At 35.8% G+C, this 19,050-nt stretch carries 19 protein-coding genes and 1 pseudogene; 5 read left to right on the top strand and 15 right to left on the bottom strand.

What is annotated here, in order from left to right:
* Nucleotides 1–97 precede the first annotated feature (97 nt).
* A complete protein-coding gene (locus JL57_RS00155; protein ID WP_034140023.1) occupies nt 98–391 on the top strand; it encodes a type II toxin-antitoxin system RelE/ParE family toxin in 294 nt (97 codons plus the stop codon).
* Nucleotides 392–477: 86 nt separating this feature from the next.
* Here the strand turns inward: JL57_RS00155 and JL57_RS33125 are convergent, their stop codons facing one another.
* Complete coding sequence (locus JL57_RS33125; protein ID WP_291299523.1) at nt 478–648, bottom strand: hypothetical protein; 171 nt, start codon at nt 646–648, stop codon at nt 478–480.
* Between the two features lie 441 nt (nt 649–1,089).
* Between JL57_RS33125 and JL57_RS00150 the strand changes: the two genes are divergently transcribed.
* Nucleotides 1,090–1,299, top strand: a complete 210-nt coding sequence (locus tag JL57_RS00150; RefSeq protein WP_291299522.1) for a hypothetical protein — start codon at nt 1,090–1,092, stop codon at nt 1,297–1,299.
* 8 nt (nt 1,300–1,307) lie between these two features.
* On the top strand, nt 1,308–1,496 hold the full coding sequence (locus JL57_RS33120) for a hypothetical protein (RefSeq protein WP_291299521.1): 189 nt from the start codon (nt 1,308–1,310) through the stop codon (nt 1,494–1,496).
* A gap of 648 nt (nt 1,497–2,144) precedes the next feature.
* Here the strand turns inward: JL57_RS33120 and JL57_RS00145 are convergent.
* Together JL57_RS00145 and JL57_RS00140 are read right to left on the bottom strand one after the other, a co-directional pair.
* The gene (locus JL57_RS00145) at nt 2,145–3,413 is read right to left on the bottom strand and encodes an IS4 family transposase (RefSeq protein WP_034140022.1); all 1,269 of its coding nucleotides are present in this window, start codon (nt 3,411–3,413) and stop codon (nt 2,145–2,147) included.
* Between the two features lie 489 nt (nt 3,414–3,902).
* The gene (locus JL57_RS00140) at nt 3,903–4,784 is read right to left on the bottom strand and encodes an Rpn family recombination-promoting nuclease/putative transposase (RefSeq protein ID WP_034140021.1); all 882 of its coding nucleotides are present in this window, start codon (nt 4,782–4,784) and stop codon (nt 3,903–3,905) included.
* A gap of 426 nt (nt 4,785–5,210) precedes the next feature.
* On the opposite strand from JL57_RS00140, the gene JL57_RS33115 reads away from it, so the two are divergent.
* Nucleotides 5,211–5,369 (top strand): PIN domain-containing protein, encoded by a 159-nt coding sequence (locus tag JL57_RS33115; RefSeq protein ID WP_366556963.1) that lies wholly within the window; start codon nt 5,211–5,213, stop codon nt 5,367–5,369.
* Nucleotides 5,370–5,377: 8 nt separating this feature from the next.
* Here the strand turns inward: JL57_RS33115 and JL57_RS33110 are convergent.
* From JL57_RS33110 to JL57_RS00100, 9 genes and pseudogenes are all read right to left on the bottom strand, one after another.
* A pseudogene (locus JL57_RS33110) lies at nt 5,378–5,536 on the bottom strand (DUF3102 domain-containing protein); the annotation flags it as partial.
* Between the two features lie 379 nt (nt 5,537–5,915).
* On the bottom strand, nt 5,916–7,322 hold the full coding sequence (locus tag JL57_RS00135; RefSeq protein ID WP_045691258.1) for a sugar phosphate nucleotidyltransferase: 1,407 nt from the start codon (nt 7,320–7,322) through the stop codon (nt 5,916–5,918).
* A gap of 241 nt (nt 7,323–7,563) precedes the next feature.
* Complete coding sequence (locus JL57_RS00130; RefSeq protein WP_034140020.1) at nt 7,564–8,463, bottom strand: NAD(P)-dependent oxidoreductase; 900 nt, start codon at nt 8,461–8,463, stop codon at nt 7,564–7,566.
* Nucleotides 8,463–9,017: a dTDP-4-dehydrorhamnose 3,5-epimerase gene (gene rfbC / locus JL57_RS00125; protein ID WP_291299520.1), complete on the bottom strand. Its 555-nt coding sequence runs from the start codon at nt 9,015–9,017 to the stop codon at nt 8,463–8,465. Before rfbC ends, JL57_RS00130 begins: the two co-directional genes overlap by 1 nt.
* Before the next feature lie 4 nt (nt 9,018–9,021).
* The gene (gene rfbH / locus JL57_RS00120) at nt 9,022–10,365 is read right to left on the bottom strand and encodes a lipopolysaccharide biosynthesis protein RfbH (protein ID WP_034140019.1); all 1,344 of its coding nucleotides are present in this window, start codon (nt 10,363–10,365) and stop codon (nt 9,022–9,024) included.
* Nucleotides 10,366–10,377: 12 nt separating this feature from the next.
* Entirely contained in the window at nt 10,378–11,424 is a 1,047-nt protein-coding gene (gene rfbG / locus JL57_RS00115) for a CDP-glucose 4,6-dehydratase (protein ID WP_034140018.1), read from the bottom strand.
* Between the two features lies 1 nt (nt 11,425).
* Nucleotides 11,426–12,202, bottom strand: coding sequence for a glucose-1-phosphate cytidylyltransferase (rfbF, locus tag JL57_RS00110; protein ID WP_034140017.1), 777 nt, complete (start codon nt 12,200–12,202; stop codon nt 11,426–11,428).
* A 20-nt stretch (nt 12,203–12,222) separates the two neighbouring features.
* A complete protein-coding gene (gene wzx / locus JL57_RS00105; protein WP_034140016.1) occupies nt 12,223–13,647 on the bottom strand; it encodes an O-unit flippase-like protein in 1,425 nt (474 codons plus the stop codon).
* Between the two features lie 94 nt (nt 13,648–13,741).
* Nucleotides 13,742–14,911: a glycosyltransferase family 4 protein gene (locus JL57_RS00100; RefSeq protein ID WP_291299519.1), complete on the bottom strand. Its 1,170-nt coding sequence runs from the start codon at nt 14,909–14,911 to the stop codon at nt 13,742–13,744.
* A gap of 51 nt (nt 14,912–14,962) precedes the next feature.
* On the opposite strand from JL57_RS00100, the gene JL57_RS00095 reads away from it, so the two are divergent.
* On the top strand, nt 14,963–15,280 hold the full coding sequence (locus JL57_RS00095; RefSeq protein ID WP_034140014.1) for a hypothetical protein: 318 nt from the start codon (nt 14,963–14,965) through the stop codon (nt 15,278–15,280).
* A gap of 31 nt (nt 15,281–15,311) precedes the next feature.
* Here JL57_RS00095 and JL57_RS00090 read toward each other — a convergent pair whose 3' ends face one another.
* From JL57_RS00090 to JL57_RS00080, 3 genes are read right to left on the bottom strand one after another with little or no spacing between them, the layout of a single operon-like run.
* Nucleotides 15,312–16,697, bottom strand: coding sequence for a hypothetical protein (locus JL57_RS00090; protein WP_034140013.1), 1,386 nt, complete (start codon nt 16,695–16,697; stop codon nt 15,312–15,314).
* Nucleotides 16,690–17,799, bottom strand: coding sequence for a glycosyltransferase family 4 protein (locus JL57_RS00085; RefSeq protein WP_034140012.1), 1,110 nt, complete (start codon nt 17,797–17,799; stop codon nt 16,690–16,692). Before JL57_RS00085 ends, JL57_RS00090 begins: the two co-directional genes overlap by 8 nt.
* A gap of 33 nt (nt 17,800–17,832) precedes the next feature.
* Nucleotides 17,833–18,846 carry a glycosyltransferase family 2 protein gene (locus tag JL57_RS00080; protein WP_034140011.1) on the bottom strand — a complete coding sequence of 338 codons (1,014 nt, stop codon included), beginning with the start codon at nt 18,844–18,846 and terminating at the stop codon, nt 17,833–17,835.
* Between the last annotated feature and the right edge of the window lie 204 nt (nt 18,847–19,050).

Below are 19,050 nucleotides of genomic sequence, written 5' to 3'. Positions count from 1 at the left end.
CAAATTCAGCAAAGCCGCGATGATCGGAAATCTGATAGAGTGTTTGAACAGCAGGCAGGCCTAGACTATTTGCGCAAAAAAACTGAGGTGTTTGAGCGTGAACAAAAAGTATAAGGTTTACTGGACGCAGACAAGTTTAAATGAACTGGCAAACATGTTAGCTTATCCCCCCGCAGTTAAGGAACGCATTTTCAATGATTCTTTTACTCGGTTAACTCATACTCCAACCCTTACTGCCAAGCAAATTCCATACGGAAAGCTGGAAGGTTATTGGGCAAGACTTGGACTCTATCAAGTTATACTTATATTTGATGTCGATGAACTGAATGCAGTCATTTGGGTTGATGGCATTAAACATAAGCGTCAAAATATATATTGGAAAAGAATATAAGTTACATTCTGCAAAGCCTCCTAAACTATCAGGAGGTTTTCTTGTACCTTACCTTGAATGTAACTCAACCACATTAAGTTACATAGTCAACCCCTGAAGGGATTCAGATTAAAAACTCCATCTGTGTTAGCATCTTCTAAATACGTCAAAAAATATTCTTTATCTTCTTCTGCTCTAAATATGTACTCTCTAGTGTTTCCTCTCTTTATTACATGGAAGATTGCTCCCTTAAATTTTGCTCTTGGTCTTCTACCCATCACAACCCCCACCAACAATATTGACATGTTACAATATTTAGCGCTAAACAATTATCCAATTATTCAGATAATTAATGTCAGGCACCCTACACTGAAAATACTAATACAGTATTCGACCTTCACTACCGTTTTCCTACTGATAAAGCACATTTTTCAATAACATACACTTATTTACTGCAAGGACAACCGATAAATTAAACGGTTGTCTTACTGATTTTCTTAACTACTGTGTGGAGCAGTCACCGATAGGGATCCCAAGAAGTATGCCCCGCCTGGGTGTAGGTCAAATTCGTGACGAATTTGGATTGCCGTTCTACCGCACCGAAATATTCAGCCTTTTCTGACCCGAGCACCTGTCCCCACCTTTTCACAAGCTAAACAATAAGTTGATAAGTTGGTGTCAGATAAGTTGGTGTCAGGCACCGGTCCCCTAATAAGTTGGTGTCAGGCACCGGGTTCCTTCAGGCTAACGGCGGTGTTGCTCAGGAACTAGCCACTTCACAACGGCGAGAAAAAGAAACTGAAAAGGAACTAAAGCGAGTTAAGAAGGAACTTCAGCGAAAAGAGTCAGCACTCGCTGAAACGGCAGCCTTGTTAGTTCTAAGAAAAAACATCAATGCGATTTGGGGACCAAAGGACGAGGAAGCCTAACCAGCACTGTGAATCGCGACATAATTATTAAGCTGGTAGAAATAGCCGTAGCAAGCGGAGCACGTCAACAGCTGGCTTGTGAAGAAATTGGTATATCCGTACGAACATTGCAACGCTGGTGTAAGAACGGGGCCAATGTCATCAATTTAATATACCAATTAATTACCATATATCTATTAAGGGAAATCAGAACTTAATTGTAAAATAATAGGTTGACGAAAAAACCATACACTCAAATAAGCCTTATAAGGCGCAAATTTTTCAATAAGTTACCAACCAATACCAGATAGTTTTTGAGTTCTATCACCGCCATCTCAATTTATGATTTTCGTTATACCTACTACCTAAAATTCCGCATTTTTTTATACCTACAAGGAGAAACACTGTAAATACGCCTTGGGGAATTCTGAATGGGGAACCACAGATTACACATGAAAGGAACGATAAGAGAAACCACAGATTAACACAGATTTCACAGATTAAGAAGGATTAAGTATAGAAAAATGGCGAAGATGGGGAGTCATTGAAGAAGTGATAATTATCAATTATCTCAATGCTACAGGATTAAACCGGCCTTTTATCAGCTTTGGCGAATATCAATTGAGTTACAAGCGATTTATAGTTTAGAGCCAAAATGTAAAAATGTATTTATTCTGTGTAATCTGTGTAATCTGTGTAATCTGTGGTTGATAAACTGAGTACCTGAATAGTCAACAAAAATAATGATTCTCAATTCAATTTGCAGGTATAATTTTTATACCTGCAAAACCACCAAAATGCCTGTAAAATCAGGGTTTATTAATGTAGGTATAATTTTTCACGGGAATCAAGGCTACTATTAATTATTACAAACCTCGCCTTGCATTCATTGGATATCTGTCTCTGGTAGTTTTAAAGTTACGCTCATTGTGCCTATCAGGTCTTATGGGAATAACGTTTCTCGCAATTTCCTGCAATAGTTTATTATACCTACGTTTACGTTTCTTTTCGTTTTTTTCCATCATGATAAGGACCAATTCGTCTTTTAATTCACTCACCATAATATTTACATTCGTTTTATAGGTGTATTTTAATTCTTTTTCTTCATGCTTTTCTTGTATGATTTCATCGGATTGCATTTTTGCTAACGCAGTCATATTCGCCAAAAATATGGTGGCATAGAAATCTTGCAGAACGGCTATTTCTTTTACACCATCAAAATTTTCAAGTTGAAGCCTTTGTTTCAGTTCATCATATTTTATTTCGATGCCCCATCTCTTAAAATATAAGACTTTAAAATCAGCTACAGTAAAGCTTTTATCAAACACATTCGTGACTAACGTCTCTATCGTACCGTCATCAAGAGCAAATTTCAGCACTCTAATTGTATAATCGTAACCCGAATGTCTAAATGTAATCTCTTCGTCGCTTCCCTTCACATTATTAACTTTCTTTAAAAAATTTAGGGTACACCTCATCACGAAATGAAGGTCATTGTCAATCAACTTTGCAATAAGCTCCTTTGACTGATAGCCTCTATCAAACAGGATCAGATCGTTTTGCAAGCCATAGTTTTTAAGCTTTCCTACATGTCTGATGGCGAGGGCTCTCTCTGACGATTTATAATTGTCGATAATCGCATCGATCATGATGTTATTTTCTACATCATAAAGGCCGGATATCCTGGCCCTTGCTATTTCTACCTTTCCATTTTCCGCATAACCAAACACGTTTCTCAATTCTTCAGTATTTTGTAGTTCAAGTGTTGATCCATCAATTGCGCAAAGTCTGTATCCTTTGTACAACTTCAGATCGGTTGCAGTGTACACCGTCTTAATCAGCTCTTCATGAAGAATAATAAATGCTTCAGGTAATATCTTTTGTCGTCCTTGAGAAAAGGCTTGCTTTCTTACCCCATCGGTTGTTCCGTGAATGTTCTTGAAAAAAGAATTCAATTCAGCCTGTAAACTCTTTCTTGAAAAATTCAAAATAAACAAGATCATATTCTTAAATCCCATTTTCCCCATCCTCGAAAAATCGTTGGGTTCTTTTCTTACACTAATAAGATACTCGTAGTTTTCAATAATTTCATAAATAAGTCGGCTACATTCTAGGAATAACCCATTTCTTTTCATCGGCGTCACCCATCTCAAATTGATATACCAAATAATGGTATCCAATTCGATTATGGGGATAGTCAGCACTTGTCAAGTGCATTTTTATATTTATTGTAATTATTCCAGAAAATATTTTTACTTTTTTGTCATTCCCTTTTTATTACATATTAAGTTTACGACATTGAGAACGGGGCTCCTGTAGCAGATCAGCGACCCTTGGCAAAGCGCCCTGAACCGGCGAATAATAAGTTGGTGTCAGGCACCGGGTTCCGCAACGCACAGTCCCCTTGGGGAGGAAAAGACGACCCCCGAAGACGAACTTCGAAGGCCTTTTCCGACCCGAGCACTACCGAGCCCGGAGCGAGGCGAGTATACTTTTCACAAGCTAAACAATAAGTTGATAAGTTGGTGTCAGGCACCGGGTTCCCTTAGTTGGTGTCAGGCACCGGGTTCCCTTTTGACCCTATCGGGAAGCTCCTGCTGGCGCAACACCGGTCCCCCGGTCGATCAGGGAATGATATCGCTTTGCAATTTCAGGATCTCTTCTAGAGGGAGTCCAGTTATTTCTGCGATGAGTTCGACCTCTAACCCTTTCTTTAAAGCCGCCTTGGCTGTCAGTACTCTGCCTTCTTCTCTGCCTTCTTCTTTTGCAGTTTCTAATATCCCCAACTCCTGCCCTAGGTAAGCAAGATAGTCGTCATATCCCCGTCGTTCTTCCTCGCTCATCATTAGATAGTCCAGCTTCTTAGCCGCCAGCAGGATTCCTGGTGACTTAAAGTCCTCACGTATTGCACCATGCTTGAAGAAATATACCCATTCGTCAATAGCCTCATTTATCATATCTTCAAATTTTTCAACATAAATCATGTAGTATTCTGGAAATACATTTTTGCTGGTAACGACAGGTGTTTCTATCTGTTTCGCTTTAGATTCGTGCAGAATAAGCGGTTTTTTCGTATGAAGCCCAATCAGCTCTGTTGTACCATAATATATAAAATCCGTGTTCTCTTTTTCATCCACTCGCATGGTATGATACAGAATACTGATAGATATAACTTTCACAACTTCGCTATAGCCCTTCCCCAGCTCCAAACCTTCCACAACTGCCTTTGACGTACCCCAAAGCAATCGTTGAAGGTAATCTGCCTCTCGTTGGTTTTGTATTTCAATAATAATTTGTTTCCCTTGTGAATCTTTGCACTTTAAGTCAACCCGGTTAAATTTTCTATTTTCAGCTTCTCGATTACTTTCGCTTTCTAAAATATTTTCTATAACGATTGTTTCTCTTAACAAGTTGGAAATAAACGCTTCAAGTACATCAAAATTAGCCTTGTTACGCAGTATATATTTCATAGCCCAGTCAAATCGCACGAGCTTTTTTATAGCCATAATTTTTCATTCCTTCCCCATATTTTATTTAGTTATATTTTACCATTGGCAGAGTGATTATTCCACCTCTTCTTTCATCATCAGCTAAAATATTGACTCTCTTTCTTAATGTGACACAATCTTCTTGTGTCACATTGAAGAATACCTGGAATGCCTGTTAAACAGGCCTCCAGGTATTCTTCAGAATTGTATGACGGTTAGCGCGAGCATTACTTCATGCTCGAATTGAGTCCTATAAGTGATGTTACGTTAAGTATTGCCGAATTTTCCAGGAAAACAAAAGTTCCAGGGCCCTTTCTGGAACGGGGACCACCGGGAACCGTTCCGGCGAGTAGACCTAGAAACGTGTCGCACTAACCAGTCCCCTACCAAGCCCGGAGCGAGGCGAGTATACTTTTCACAAGCTAAACAATAAGTTGATAAGTTATAAGTTGGTGTCAGGCACCGGTCCCCAGAGAAATTGACCAAAATATTGCACTTCAAGCAGCCAAACTTAGAGCTAGTTATGGATTTAAGACTCCCGACGCACTGTTTCTCGCCACTGCCATAGAAGAAAAAGCGGAAGCGTTCATAACAAATGATTGACGCTTACCGACATCATGCTCCGCGATAAACTCATCCCGCTCCTCTTCCAGGATCCCAAGAAGGATGAGCGCCTGGGTGTAGGTCAAATTCGTCACCAGTGACGAATTTGGATTGCCGTCACTGTCGGGGGAAGCAAGCAGTTTCTTTCCATACTCTTCGCAGAGCTGCGTCCAGACTGTCGAACCCTAGTTTTCACAAGGTAAACAATAAGTTGATAAGTTGGTGTCAGGCACCGGACCCTTGGCACCGGACCCTTTAGACCCTTTAGGCACCGGACCCTTTATAAGTTGGTGTCAGGCACCGAGGTCCTCGAAAGCAACTGCTGCAGGCATTAGGATGTGAATACGTTGGTGATACAAAATGGTATAAAAAGGTCTTAAAAAAGGCTGAGAATCAAATGTAGTCCCTAAATTACATTAAGATAAACCCTGGAGGTCTTGCTACATCTGGTGCTGGAAAAATTTTACGCCAAACTTGGGTGTTTAATGAATATTTATACAGATGATGATGAGGTCTTCATTTTTAGGCCACTTTTTCGGAGGCTTCTCAGGCACCAGACACCTTTAGGGATTGTGCAGAGCACTGTGCCCAAGTACAATGGCTCTCGACTTCTTCCCAGGTCATGTAAATTCGAACAATATCTTCCTCGATAAGTTCACTGCCCATTTGGACCTCAATAAACTCCAAATCCGTTAAAGCTCGTAAGCCGTGTTTGGCCCCGATAGGTATATTCAAAACGTCCCCTGGATTGACAGGAGATACTACCCCGTTAAAAGCGTATTGTCCTTCACCACTGATAATTGTCCAAACCTCACTCCGTTTATTATGAAACTGGTAACTAAAATTCTTGCCAGCTATTAGGCTAAGTCGCTTGGTTAAAACCTCGTTACCACCGGTAAACTTGGTATGGTCTAGAACACGATACCATCCCCAACGTCTCTCCTCAAACATCGGACGCAGGTCAAACTTGCCCACAAAGTCCTTAATCGACGGACTGGAGTCTTTATCCGTTACCAAGATTCCATCGGGGCTTACCGCTACAACCGCATTGGATATACCAAGAACCACTACCGGAATGTCCAACTCGTTAATGACATGGGTATTGAGGGAGTCTTCACTGAGGATTGCGTTACCTACCAAAACATTTGGCATTTCCTCTGTCAAGGTATTCCAGGTGCCAAGATCCTTCCAATCTCCATCGTATCTGAGAACAACGATATGCTTAGCTTTTTCTACCACTTCATAATCAAAACTTATTTTAGGCAATGTGGTATATTGCATCAGCAACTCTTCGTAGTCAATCGGAAAGCCTTTCTGATCAAGCTGCGAAATAATAAAATCAAGTTTAAAAGCAAACACGCCACAATTCCATAGAGCCTGTTGCCGAATAAGTTCCTTAGCATCGGTTCCCTTGGGCTTTTCCCTAAAATGACTTACCCTCGAATAAAGCATGTTATCTTGATTAAGTTCAGGAACGATATAACCATATTTTTCAGAAGGAAACGTTGGGGATACCCCAATAAGAGCTAAATTAGCCTCCGATTCCTCTAGTACCTTCTGCAACTCTTTAATCTTACTAAAAAAACCAACTTCGACATGGGGATCGACGGGTAAGACAACTACAGTCTCATCTAATCCGATCTTTTCCACGGAATAAAGGTAAGAAGCGGCCAGAGCAATCGCCGGAAAAGTGTCTCTCCTTTCCGGTTCAACAATCATCTTTACAGCTTGTCCCAATTGACCTTGAATCATATCGACTTGTGCTTTACTAGTTGCTACCAAAGAAGCATGAGCAAGGCCTACCGATTCCAACTGTTCCCAAACTCGTTGTACCATAGAAATTGGTTCGCCTTGCTCATTTTGTAGTACTTTCAAAAATTGCTTTGATCTAGCATCATTAGATAAGGGCCAAAGCCGTTTTCCAGAACCGCCGGAAAGCAAGACTAACTTCATTTTAAACACCCCTTAAATATATTTATTAAATAAGATTAATTAGAAACCTGTGAAGTAGAAAGCATTTCGAGTTTAATAAGGCATTAGTTAAATGTTTCATAAGGTTTTCGTTGCTAAACAATTTCTCTGCTATAATTCTTAAAAGTGATGGAAGTGTGGAATGCTTCAACTCCACAGCGGGAAGATACCGATGGGATAAAATGCTCCAATACAACATTAAGGAAGAACTCGTTCAGTAAATCTACTTATCCAACTCAAATTTCCTTAGCCCTTCCTCTAAAGGCACCTTGCTCTCCCATTGAGGAAGCACATTGTCGGGTAAGGTAATCTTCATGATCTCATTATCTCTATAGGGCAATGCCCCCCATTCAATATTAACTGAAACATTATTCACCGTTTCATACATTTCTACAATTTTTTTAAGTGGCATCGGTTTTCTGGAACTTAAAGAATTCACATTAAACCTTTGCCCTTCTTCTAACAATTCACTCGCCTTTATAAAGCCATCGACAATATCGTTAATGTAGAGTAAATCCATCTCCTGCTCTCCGCCTGACATCTTGAGTTGCTCTCCGCTTTGAGTTGCTTTTCGCACCAGATTTAGTATCTTTGCTCTGGTATCATCTGCTCCGTAGCTATCAGGAAGACGCAGAGATATTGCTTTAATCCCGTAAGTATTTGTGTAAAAGTGAAGAATATCCTCAAAAGCTTGCTTTGTAGAAGTATATAACGAGAACGGATTATACTCCATCCCTCCTACTGTTTGCCAAGATGTGGATGCGTTGATAATCTTAACAACGCTGCTAAGCTGCATTGCTTCCAGAAGTTGCGTCCCAAACAGTACATTGGAATGTATCAAATCTTCTATCTGATCCGTTTTATGTCGTCCAATAAAGCAGGACGCCAAATGGAATACAATATCCGGATGGAAGGTCTCCATCGCTTGCTTTAAGCTTTCCGTTGAGCCATTGTAATCAAAGAATTCAAGATCGTCCTTGAAGCTTTCCAATTTATCCAATCCGCTATTGGGTCTTTTTATAATGCCTATTTCCCAGCCTTGTTTTACTAACTGTCTTGTAAGACTAGAACCAATGTATCCGGTACCACCGGTGATTATAGCTTTTTTAACATTTTCAGCCATCACTTCACCTCATATACAAATGGGCTTTTAAACTCATGCAAACATTGGAATGATATGTCTCTACCAGACAACACTGGGTTTTCTACTTTCCAGTCTAAGCCGAATGAATCCCAACGTATTCCAGTATCTTCTTCCTTATGATAAGTTGTAGATACGTTATATAGCATTGTAGCATCGGTTAATGCACAAAACCCATGAGCTAACCCAACTGGTATATAGAGAATATTGTGTTTATCCGCTGTTAATTCAAAGCGATCATACTGCCCGAAGGTTGGTGAGCCTTTTCTCAAATCCACCAATACATCTAATACACTGCCTGTAATGCAATATACAAGCTTAGCATGATCGTGAGGAGGAAGCTGAAAGTGCATCCCTCTAATGACGCCCTTCTTTGAAGTCGAAAAGTATTGTTCAGCTAAATCAAATTCAAGTCCTTTTTCTTTAAAAAAATCTTCGTGGTAAGTCTTAATAAACGCTCCACGTTCATCAGTTAATAATCTGGGGGTAATTTCAAAAAGTCCTTTAATTTTACCTTCTTTCATTTCTAAGAACACGGCACTATACCTCCTTGCAAGCGAGGATTATAGTCTTAGCCATATAATCAATCTTCTCATCAGTTAAGCCCGGATACACGCCAATCCAGAAAGTATCATTCGTGATTTGATCGGTAACAGTTAAATCGCCAACTACACGATAGCCCTCTCCGGTTTTTCTCATTTCATCAAAACAAGGGTGCTTCACGAGATTGCCTGCAAACAGCATTCTGGTTTGAACGCCTTTATTTTCCACGTATTGAACTACCTTATTTCGATCCAAGCCCTCTTTGCATGTGATGAGGAATCCGAACCAGCTTGGATTAGAATTTACACAAGGCTCCGGCAATATTACCTTGTCTTCGATAGATGCGAGCGCTAATCTTAATCTATCGAAGTTATGTCTACGACGTTTCACGAATGACGGGAATTTATTAAGCTGAGCACAACCTATTGCAGCCTGCATATCTGTAGCCTTAAGGTTATAACCGAAATGAGAATACACATATTTGTGATCATAACCTAAAGGAAGCTCTCCATACTTTCTATCAAATCTATGTCCGCAAAGATTATCTTTTCCAGAAGGACAAACGCAATCTCTACCCCAATCTCTGAAAGAGCGAATAATTTTATTAAGCAACGGGCTATCAGTATACACTGCTCCGCCTTCTCCCATGGTCATGTGGTGAGGGGGATAGAAACTTGATGTTCCAATGTCACCGATAGTACCTGTTAATTTTTCCTTTCCGTTGAGGGTATATACCGAACCAAGTGCGTCACAGTTATCCTCTATCAACCACAGGCTCTGTTTATCGCAGAATGCTTTTACCGCTCCTAGGTCAAACGGGTTACCAAGGGTATGAGCTATCATCACCGCTTTAGTTCTAGTAGATAATGCTTCTTCTAACATATTTACATCAATATTGTACTGAGGAATTGTTACATCTACAAACACTGGTATTGCTCCGTATTGAATCATCGGAGTTACTGTGGTAGGAAAACCTGCCGCTACAGTAATAACCTCATCGCCACGTTGAACTGCTCTATCACCAAGCAAAGGTGACGTCAAAGTCATAAAAGCTAAAAGGTTAGCCGATGATCCAGAGTTTACTAAGCTACAAAATCTAACTCCTAGATACTCTCCGAACTCTTTTTCAAATTTATCTGTGTATCTACCGGATGTCAGCCAGAACTCCAATGCACTGTCTACCAGGTTTGTCATTTCAGTTTGGTCATATACTCTTGATGCATAAGGAATTCTCTGGCCCTCTTTAAATTCTTTATTCTGATTGTGGTAGATATTGCAGTACTTTCCGACCATAGCCAATATCTTTTCTTTGGCTTGTTGTTCTGTCATATTCTCAAACACGAAGTATCCTCCTTATTTATTCAAAAACTCTTCAATCTGTTTATCCATAATCTCTGATACGCTTCCGTTATCAAAGTACACCTTTGTCCACTCAACGGTCTTTTCTATGGCTTCTCTAATATGCCATTTGGCTCTCCATGCGAACACACTCTTTAACTTTGAGCAGTCCAACTTTAAGAAGTTAGCTTCATGTGGGCCACCATCATAGTTGTTAACCCAAGTTAGTCCATCGCCCCATGCCTTGCAGAACAAATCCGTTAAATCACCGGTTGTCACGCAATCACACTCATCGGGTCCTACATTATAATATCCAGCATATTTGCCTTCTTCATACTGCTTCTGCACAATCATCAAATATACATAGAGTGGCTCCAATACATGTTGATATGGTCTGGTGGAATGAGGATTTCTAACAATAAGATCCGTCTTATTCTCTACAGCCCTCACACAGTCCGGAATGATTCTATCCTTAGCAAAATCACCGCCACCAATGACATTCCCCGCTCTTGCTGTTGATATGGCTATCTTACCGTCAGCGAAAAATGAGTTCTTATAACTATGGGTAACCAGCTCTGAGCATGACTTGCTGTTAGAGTAAGGGTCGTATCCATCTAGAGGCTCATTTTCTCTATAGCCCCATTCCCACTCATTATTATGATACACTTTATCTGTTGTAACATTCAGAACAGACTTAACGCAGTTGCTCTTACGGACACATTCCAGAATATTCACTGTACCCATGACGTTTGTTTCATAAGTATATCGAGGGTCTTTGTACGATTCTCTGACCAGAGGTTGTGCTGCCAAATGAATGACTATCTCTGGCTGTCCATAATTAAATGCTTTCTCCAAACTCTCAAAATCACGGATATCTCCTATGATAGAGTTCATTTCCTTTTCAATCCCACTAATCTCAAACAAGCTAGGATTAGTAGGTGGGTTAAGCGCATAGCCTGTTACCTCAGCACTAGCATTTATGAGTATTTTACAAAGCCAAGCCCCTTTAAATCCTGTGTGTCCCGTTACAAATATCTTTTTACCCTTAAAGAAATCCAACATATTATTCCCACACTTTCCATGGTGCTTGTCCCTTTGCCCATAAACTTTCTAATAACTCTCTGTCTCTCATTGTGTCCATACACTGCCAAAAACCATGATGACGAAACGCTTTAAGTTGTCCCTCAGAAGCAACCGTCTCCAACGGGTAACGTTCAAACACGCAACTATCGCCATCTATATAATCCATAATCTCCGGATTCAATATCATAAAACCGCCATTAATCCAACCTCCATCTTCTTTGGATTTCTCTTTAAAGCTATTTATACCTTCACTTGCGTCAATATCAAGCATTCCAAAACGTCCACCCGGTTGAATTCCCGTAATAGTAGCAATTTTCCCGTGTGAATTATGGAACTCTACGAGTTCATTGATATTCACGTCAGCAACTCCGTCACCATATGTAAGCATGAAGGGCTCATTCCCAATATAATCCTTGACTCTCTTTACACGCCCACCTGTCATGGTATTCAATCCGGTATCAATCAATGTGACCTTCCAAGGTTCCGTGTTGTTGTTGTGAACTATCATCTTATTTTCCGCTGTAAAGTCAAATGTAACATCCGACATATGAAGATAATAATCAGCAAAGAACTCCTTAATCACATATTGCTTGTAACCACAGCATACAATAAAATCGTTGTACCCAAAGGACGAGTAATACTTCATAATATGCCAAAGAATAGGCTTCTCTCCAATTTCAATCATTGGTTTTGGTATTAAATGGCTTTCTTCACTTATTCTTGTACCGAATCCTCCAGCCAAAATTACAACTTTCAATTTCCCATCTCTCCCTACTTTTAATTCATGTAAAAAATCTTTTTAACTCTAATATAGGAATCCTTATATCCTATTTTAAACATTTTCCAAGGATTGGTTTTAAATTCTTTCATAACAACATATGGCCATTTCCAGTTGTTATAACACAACTGCACCAAGCATTGGACTATCATTAAACCATAAATCCCTAATGTAGTATATTTCGCAATCAATAACGAAAAAACCGTAATAGTCGCGCCGGAAACCAAAGCCGCTCCGACATAAGGTACATTATTCGAAAACGCAATGAAGGTAGCATAAAGTGAATGATTTGCCTCTAAGAAAATATATAGCGCAATGAAAGAAACCATAATAAGAGGTAAATCAGTGTTTGACTTTATCAACGCAACCAACGGCAACCCTACAGTTATCAGGGCGACTATTCCAGCAAAATATAGTACCCAGTAAACCGTCATTGCGCTCGAAAGAACTTTATAAAGTTCTTCTCTCTTTCCACTAATTCGCAAGTCTATCATCATTGGAGTAACTGTGGTAAAAAATGTTTGAGAAACTCCAGCAATAACTGTTATAATTTGTAACGATAATCCGTATGATGCCGTTGCATCTAAACCAACAAATGCTGCAGAAATCATAGTTGTAGATTGTGTGATTGCAAAAGATGATAGAGAAACTAACCCCACTTTTTTTGCGTTATACCACACTACTTTTATAGTTCCAAATACCTCAACACCTGTTACAGACTTCTTATACTCACCTATAGTTATACCTATACCTTTATAACTGTAAAGCATGAGCTTGGAAGAAATTCGGAGAATGAAACCACTTGTCAAATAAGCTGCAGCCAAAGCAATGAGGCCAAGTCCGGAATATAATCCTAGAACAGATAAAACAATCTGTGTAATTTTTGATAAAATAACCGCTTTTTGAGCTTGCTGTATTGCACCAACTCCTTTTAAAGCACTTGTCCAATAGTTATAGTAAATATTAAAAAACACAGCGATATTATATATGTACCAAGCATAAATATAGTTGTTTCCCGGTATATCTCTAGCAATATATTCAATATATCGCGTACCTCCTATCAATAAAACAACTAAAGCTGTTATTGCCACAGTAATGCTAATATATTTGCAAGATTTTAGCACTGTTACGAATAGTTTGAGATTAGTGCCTTTATTGCTATTTATTAGCTCATTATAGCCTTGTGCTTTTATCGACTCTAGACCGCACCACGCATAAGTGATATTTCTTATTAATGTTTGCGAAAATCCAAAATCTAAAAGGGTTACTAATGAACCTACACTTAGGAAGGTATACCACAGCCCCAATTCTGCACTAGAAATAAACCTTAGCGTAAAGAGTATAATTATTAAATTCGTACCCAAATTAAGAATATATCCCGCATAACTCCAAATAACATCTTTTTTCGTTATTATTATTGCCATTCAATTCCCTTTCGGACATGCATTCGTCTCATTATTCTTAGATCGGAAAAAAAAGTAATAATTTGCTTTTTAGATTTTATATTAAATGTAATGTTCAGAGAGTATATCCAGTTAAATTATTATATAAATCAATTATCTTATTTCCATACTCCGCCCATGTTCTCTTTATGACATATTTATATCCTCTTTCACCCATTAGAATTGTCTCTTCAATATTTTCATACATATGAATTAAATTGTATACAATTGAGTCAGAATCTCTAATCGGTACAATAAATCCAAATTCATTTTTTATAATTGGTGCACCGACATTTTCAGTTATTATTACAGCAGTTTTGCATGCTAAACTCTCATATACAACCATCCCAAAAGAATCTACTAATGATGGTAAAACCATTACATGAGCCTCGCTATAATAATTTTTCAAATTATTTCTACTTACTTTCCCAATTATATTTAACCATTTTTTTGCTTTATACTTATTTAATTCTTTTTTAATTATTAAATCAGTAATTGGGCCAATGATATTGAGTTTAAAGTCAAATCCTAAATTTTCCATTTTATCACAAGCCTCTAACAAATATTGGACACCTTTTAGTATAGTAACTCTTCCTACATACAAAATTGTAAATTGTTTATTTTTAGATTTTGATTGAGAAAAACTTGAAACATCAGCTCCAAGTGGTATACTAATAATTTTATTTTCATCGATTCCATTCTGTATAAATGATTTAACACAAATATTTGTCAAGGTTAAAATATAATCTGCTTGTTGGAACTCTAATTCTGATTTTTCGACATAATCGTCAAATAAAGACTTTTTAGAAGAACCATATCTTTTATATTCTTCATTACATACTTCCGCATAATACCTAGGGTGTATTCCACATTCAACGATTTTTATAGCACCATTATTCAGCGTCTTAAGCTTTTCAAATGATTTTAAAGCATATCCGTTAAAAGAATGAAAAATATCGCACTTATCAATATGTTTACTTGCGATCCAATCGAAAGACTGATGAGATAAGTAATTTAAATAGTTATGGAAATTCGGAAAAATTCTTGATAAAACTTTAAAAATCACTATATAATTATATAAACAAACTACATCTCCATTTGATGCATAAGCAATTAATGAAGATACTTTTTGCTTAGGAATTCCAGTAATATATTTACCTGAAATGCCATTCTTAAATATTTCGTTTACTTGAAAAGGTGTGTGATATTGAGCTCCATTGGAAATAATTATTCTCCTCATCATCATATTCTCCTTTGCAATTTAATTGAATATTTCGGTGTGGTAGAGCCACCAAATATGCTCAGAACGAGCCACTCTGTCGCTGGTGAACCACTGCAGAATAATACGGTTCTATGGATCCTAGCATGTCACTTCGTCGACCTAAGAGTGAGACTTTATATAGGGGCGGAGGATGCTACCCTATATCAAGGGATGGGGCTCCTGGCGCGCCTCATACCTCGACCCATAGAAGCATCCGACGTAGGGTCCCATGTCAAGTCTACCCCAGAGTGGTTCGCCCTGCGTGAAGGTGGCTCAGGTTTTGCGGGCGCTGTCTTAACTCAATCCGTGGCTCTCTCAAAGCATATTATTCAATTAAATAAATGTCATAAGTAAGATTAATTAACTTAAAATGCCAAAAAACTAGTTATGACTTCTTAATCATAATAGGTAAAATTCTTGTAAATAGTTGAAAGGCAATATATGGTATTAAAATAATATTTACATGATCAATATTACCTTCAATTATCATGATTATAAAAATATTTAGAATTAGATAAGAATAAATATATTTGTCTTTAATTATTCTGTAGTTTGAATGATTTGTGCTTATTTCACTTAATCTAATTTCAATTGAAGATAATGTCCATGCAAAAACTATTGAAAATAACCCTATTCCAACTAGACCATAATATAATAAAGCAGCACTAAAAAGTGGTAGTGCATTAGCGGTTATACCTTCTGTTGGAAAAAACAGTATACTTTTTGTATAAAAAGTTGTTACTCTTATATCTCCCATATTAAGTATGTTAAATACGTAGTTTTTTAAACCTAATAATTCACCACCACTTTTATAGTAATTTATCGCTGCAATTGCATCCGTAATTCCAGTAAATCTTCTTGTTAGAAACGCTAGCATATCTAAATCATTGTGCATTCTTAATGTATTACCAAGGTTTATAGAAGCCAATCCTATTAAAATGAAAATTACAATTATTATTTTATTTGACTTTTTCTTATAAAATTGCTGATTATCATCTAAAAATAAATTAAATAAAATTAGATGAACAGCATTCAATATGAAAGTACTTCTTGCACCTAGTAGTACGCTAGGTAATGCAGATAGGATTACAATAAACAATAAATTAATATAGTATTTATTACTTTTACCATATTTTTTATAAAAGAATAACACTACTATAAATTTGATGTAAATGGACATAGATAGTACTAAATATACAATAATTCCACTATGCGCAATCTTTGGAGATTTTCCTGGAACCAGAATCTGAAAATAATTTCTAACAAAGTATTCGATGACGAAATAACCTATCAACAAAATATATGGGTTAATTTTTGTTATATAAATTTTTGTTTTCTTAATTAAATTTGATCTATCAATTTTTTTTTGATTTAATTTATTATTTATCTTATAAATATGAATTCGTAATGTAATAGTAGATATTGAAATAATATAGAAAAGTAACAAATACTTAAAATAAATATATCTTAATTCAATATTCGTTATCAATGTTATTGGGATATTAAACCCTAAAAATCCCTCGGGTCTTACACTTGATTGTAGATATTGAAATACTCCTAAAACAAGAAAATATGCAGTATACAAATATGATACTAATAAGAATCTTGCACTTGAATAAAATATTATAATCGCACTAATACTAATAGCAAAAAATGAAATTAAAACATCTGATTTATATTCAATATTTATGCTTCTATAAAAAATAAAGTGGAACATAACAACAAAAAGCAATATTATATACTTTTGCATTCTAGATTTAATTTTAATCATCCTCTATAATTCTTAGCAACTTCATATTGCACTTACTCCATAAATATTCTTTTAAGACTAATCTTCTTGCATTATCTCCGATTTCTTCTATATTGATTTCCTTATACTTAATCTTAAGAAACAGTTCAATATAATCTTCAACTGTATTCGCTGCAAGATAATGGGTTCTATTTTCGGCATTAGGAAATGCATCAAAATTATATTCTAATCCAATTACACATTTCCTTAGAGCCCAAGCCTCTAAAATTTTATTTAATATTCCACATTTTTTCTTTACTGTAGAAAGTACTACATCAACGCTCTGGTAAAACTCTTTAACACTATCCACTTCACCAATATATTCTACAAATGAAAAACTCCTCAAATATGAAATTTGTTTAATACTCGCACCCCTCCCAGCTATAATAATCTTAATATCTGGGATCATAACTATTATTTTAGGCATATAGCCTTCTAAAAACCATTTCAAATTTTCTTCTGTAACAGCAGGAGTAAATGTAGTAAGAAAACCCACAGAAATAAACTTCTCATGCACTTTTAAATTACCACTTACTTTATCAGATGATAATTCAATATCCACCCCATTTGGAATTACATGAAGCTTGCATTTTATATAATTTTGATATTCTTTTTTAATAAAATCTCGATCAACTGGAGATACATAAATTACATCATCATAGAGTAATAATATCGATTTTTCTTTAAATCGATATATTATTCCCTTAAATATATATTTAATTTTATTCTTAATAGTCAACTTAATTCTATTTTCTTTATTAAATTCATTTACTGAAGATATATATAATGATAAACTATCCATTAAAAAGGCAATTTTTCTAATCTTACTTATATTTAAGATTTTACATATAAAATAACTAGGATTTAAAGTAAATGTTATAATTGCCCTAATTTCATTAATCTTTAATTTGTTTATTTTTTTAATCAGATTAATATAAGCAATAATATTAAAATTTAAAGGTATTTCTATTAATTTAATCTTATATAGATTTTCAATTGTATTGCAGTATTTATTAATGGGTATTTTTAGACCTCCAATTTGATTAAAGCCTTTAGGTAAAAAAATTATAACTGTATCCTTCATATTCTATCTCCATTTCAAATATTAAAACTATAGTTATATAGATTTAATAATATTCCTTAAACTTATAAATCTTGAAAGTATAAATCTCTGACCTTTATTTATATTTACTTGATTAACTTTAATTCCCCATTTATTTTCAAGAGAATTTATTTGATTACACTGTATAGTAATCACAAATTTATATAATATTTTAGAACTAATCTTGAAATATTGAAATAAGTATATTCTAAAATAATAGTCAATTTCTTGCCATTTTATTGCAGTCGTAACATTTAAACTCTCATTATGTTCAATTCTATAATTTGACAATTGTTCGTATATATACAAGCCGCCAAATTCTCTAATATAATTCGCATGCAGTATATAGTCACTAGATGGATAATAATCTTTATTATATCCCCCTAGTTCAATTAATTTATCTGTTTTAAATAATATTCCTAATGAGCCAGGACTCCAGTTATAAAAGAAAAAGTCCATTAAATTCAATTTTCTAATCTTTTTAAAAAGGAATTTTTTTATCTTTTCTTTAATTAATAATAATTTGTCTGAATCTTTACTATTTGATTTATTTTTTCTTAAATCTATATTTTTAGCTTGAGTGTATATTGCACAATTGTCGATCAAAAACTTTGACGAAATTGATAAAAAATTTTCTTCAAGCCAATCATCATCATTTAGAATTGTTATATATTCGCCTCTTGCCAATTGTATACATCTATTCCAATTTCCAAACATACCAATATTTTCTTCATTAATGTAATATAGTATTCTTGGATTATTATATTGTTTTATTAATTGAATATTTATGGATTCATCAGTAAAATTTGCCTCATTATCAATAATAATTATTTCAAAATCGTTATAATTTATTTGATTTAAAACGGAATCTACTGCTTGTTTTAAACATTCCGGCCTTTTATAGGTTGGTATAGCTATTGTTATTTTAGGATGACTAATATGATTTAAATTACCATGAATAAGTATGGATTTTATTTTTTTATCCGTAATAAAATTATCTTTATATTTGAAAAATTCTTCATTTTGCATATTTAAAATTCATCCTTCTACTTATTAATATATTAGAAAATACATCCTGCTTTTAATTTCACCCAATTTGATGTGGCTGAGCCGATCTTTAACATGCGAAACTCTAGACACGTTTTTATTTGTCAAGGGTGGCTGTACCCGCTTTAGTATCCTTCGTGATTACGACGAGCCTTCAATCATGTTCCATTTTTCCCTTTACCCAAG

It is taken from the genome of Desulfosporosinus sp. BICA1-9, assembly GCF_000802135.1.
This window is presented reverse-complemented; position numbering and strand designations above follow the sequence as displayed.

Coding starts and splice junctions, on each gene's coding strand:
- wzx (WP_034140016.1), bottom strand. CDS start 13,647: ATGGCAATAATAATAACGAAAAAAGATGTTATTTGGAGTTATGCGGGA.
- JL57_RS00135 (WP_045691258.1), bottom strand. CDS start 7,322: ATGAAGTTAGTCTTGCTTTCCGGCGGTTCTGGAAAACGGCTTTGGCCC.
- JL57_RS00145 (WP_034140022.1), bottom strand. CDS start 3,413: ATGAAAAGAAATGGGTTATTCCTAGAATGTAGCCGACTTATTTATGAA.
- JL57_RS00090 (WP_034140013.1), bottom strand. CDS start 16,697: ATGATTAAAATTAAATCTAGAATGCAAAAGTATATAATATTGCTTTTT.
- JL57_RS00100 (WP_291299519.1), bottom strand. CDS start 14,911: ATGATGATGAGGAGAATAATTATTTCCAATGGAGCTCAATATCACACA.
- JL57_RS00085 (WP_034140012.1), bottom strand. CDS start 17,799: ATGAAGGATACAGTTATAATTTTTTTACCTAAAGGCTTTAATCAAATT.
- JL57_RS00095 (WP_034140014.1), top strand. CDS start 14,963: ATGCTCAGAACGAGCCACTCTGTCGCTGGTGAACCACTGCAGAATAAT.
- JL57_RS33125 (WP_291299523.1), bottom strand. CDS start 648: ATGGGTAGAAGACCAAGAGCAAAATTTAAGGGAGCAATCTTCCATGTA.
- JL57_RS00080 (WP_034140011.1), bottom strand. CDS start 18,846: ATGCAAAATGAAGAATTTTTCAAATATAAAGATAATTTTATTACGGAT.
- JL57_RS00140 (WP_034140021.1), bottom strand. CDS start 4,784: ATGGCTATAAAAAAGCTCGTGCGATTTGACTGGGCTATGAAATATATA.
- JL57_RS00130 (WP_034140020.1), bottom strand. CDS start 8,463: ATGGCTGAAAATGTTAAAAAAGCTATAATCACCGGTGGTACCGGATAC.
- rfbG (WP_034140018.1), bottom strand. CDS start 11,424: ATGTTGGATTTCTTTAAGGGTAAAAAGATATTTGTAACGGGACACACA.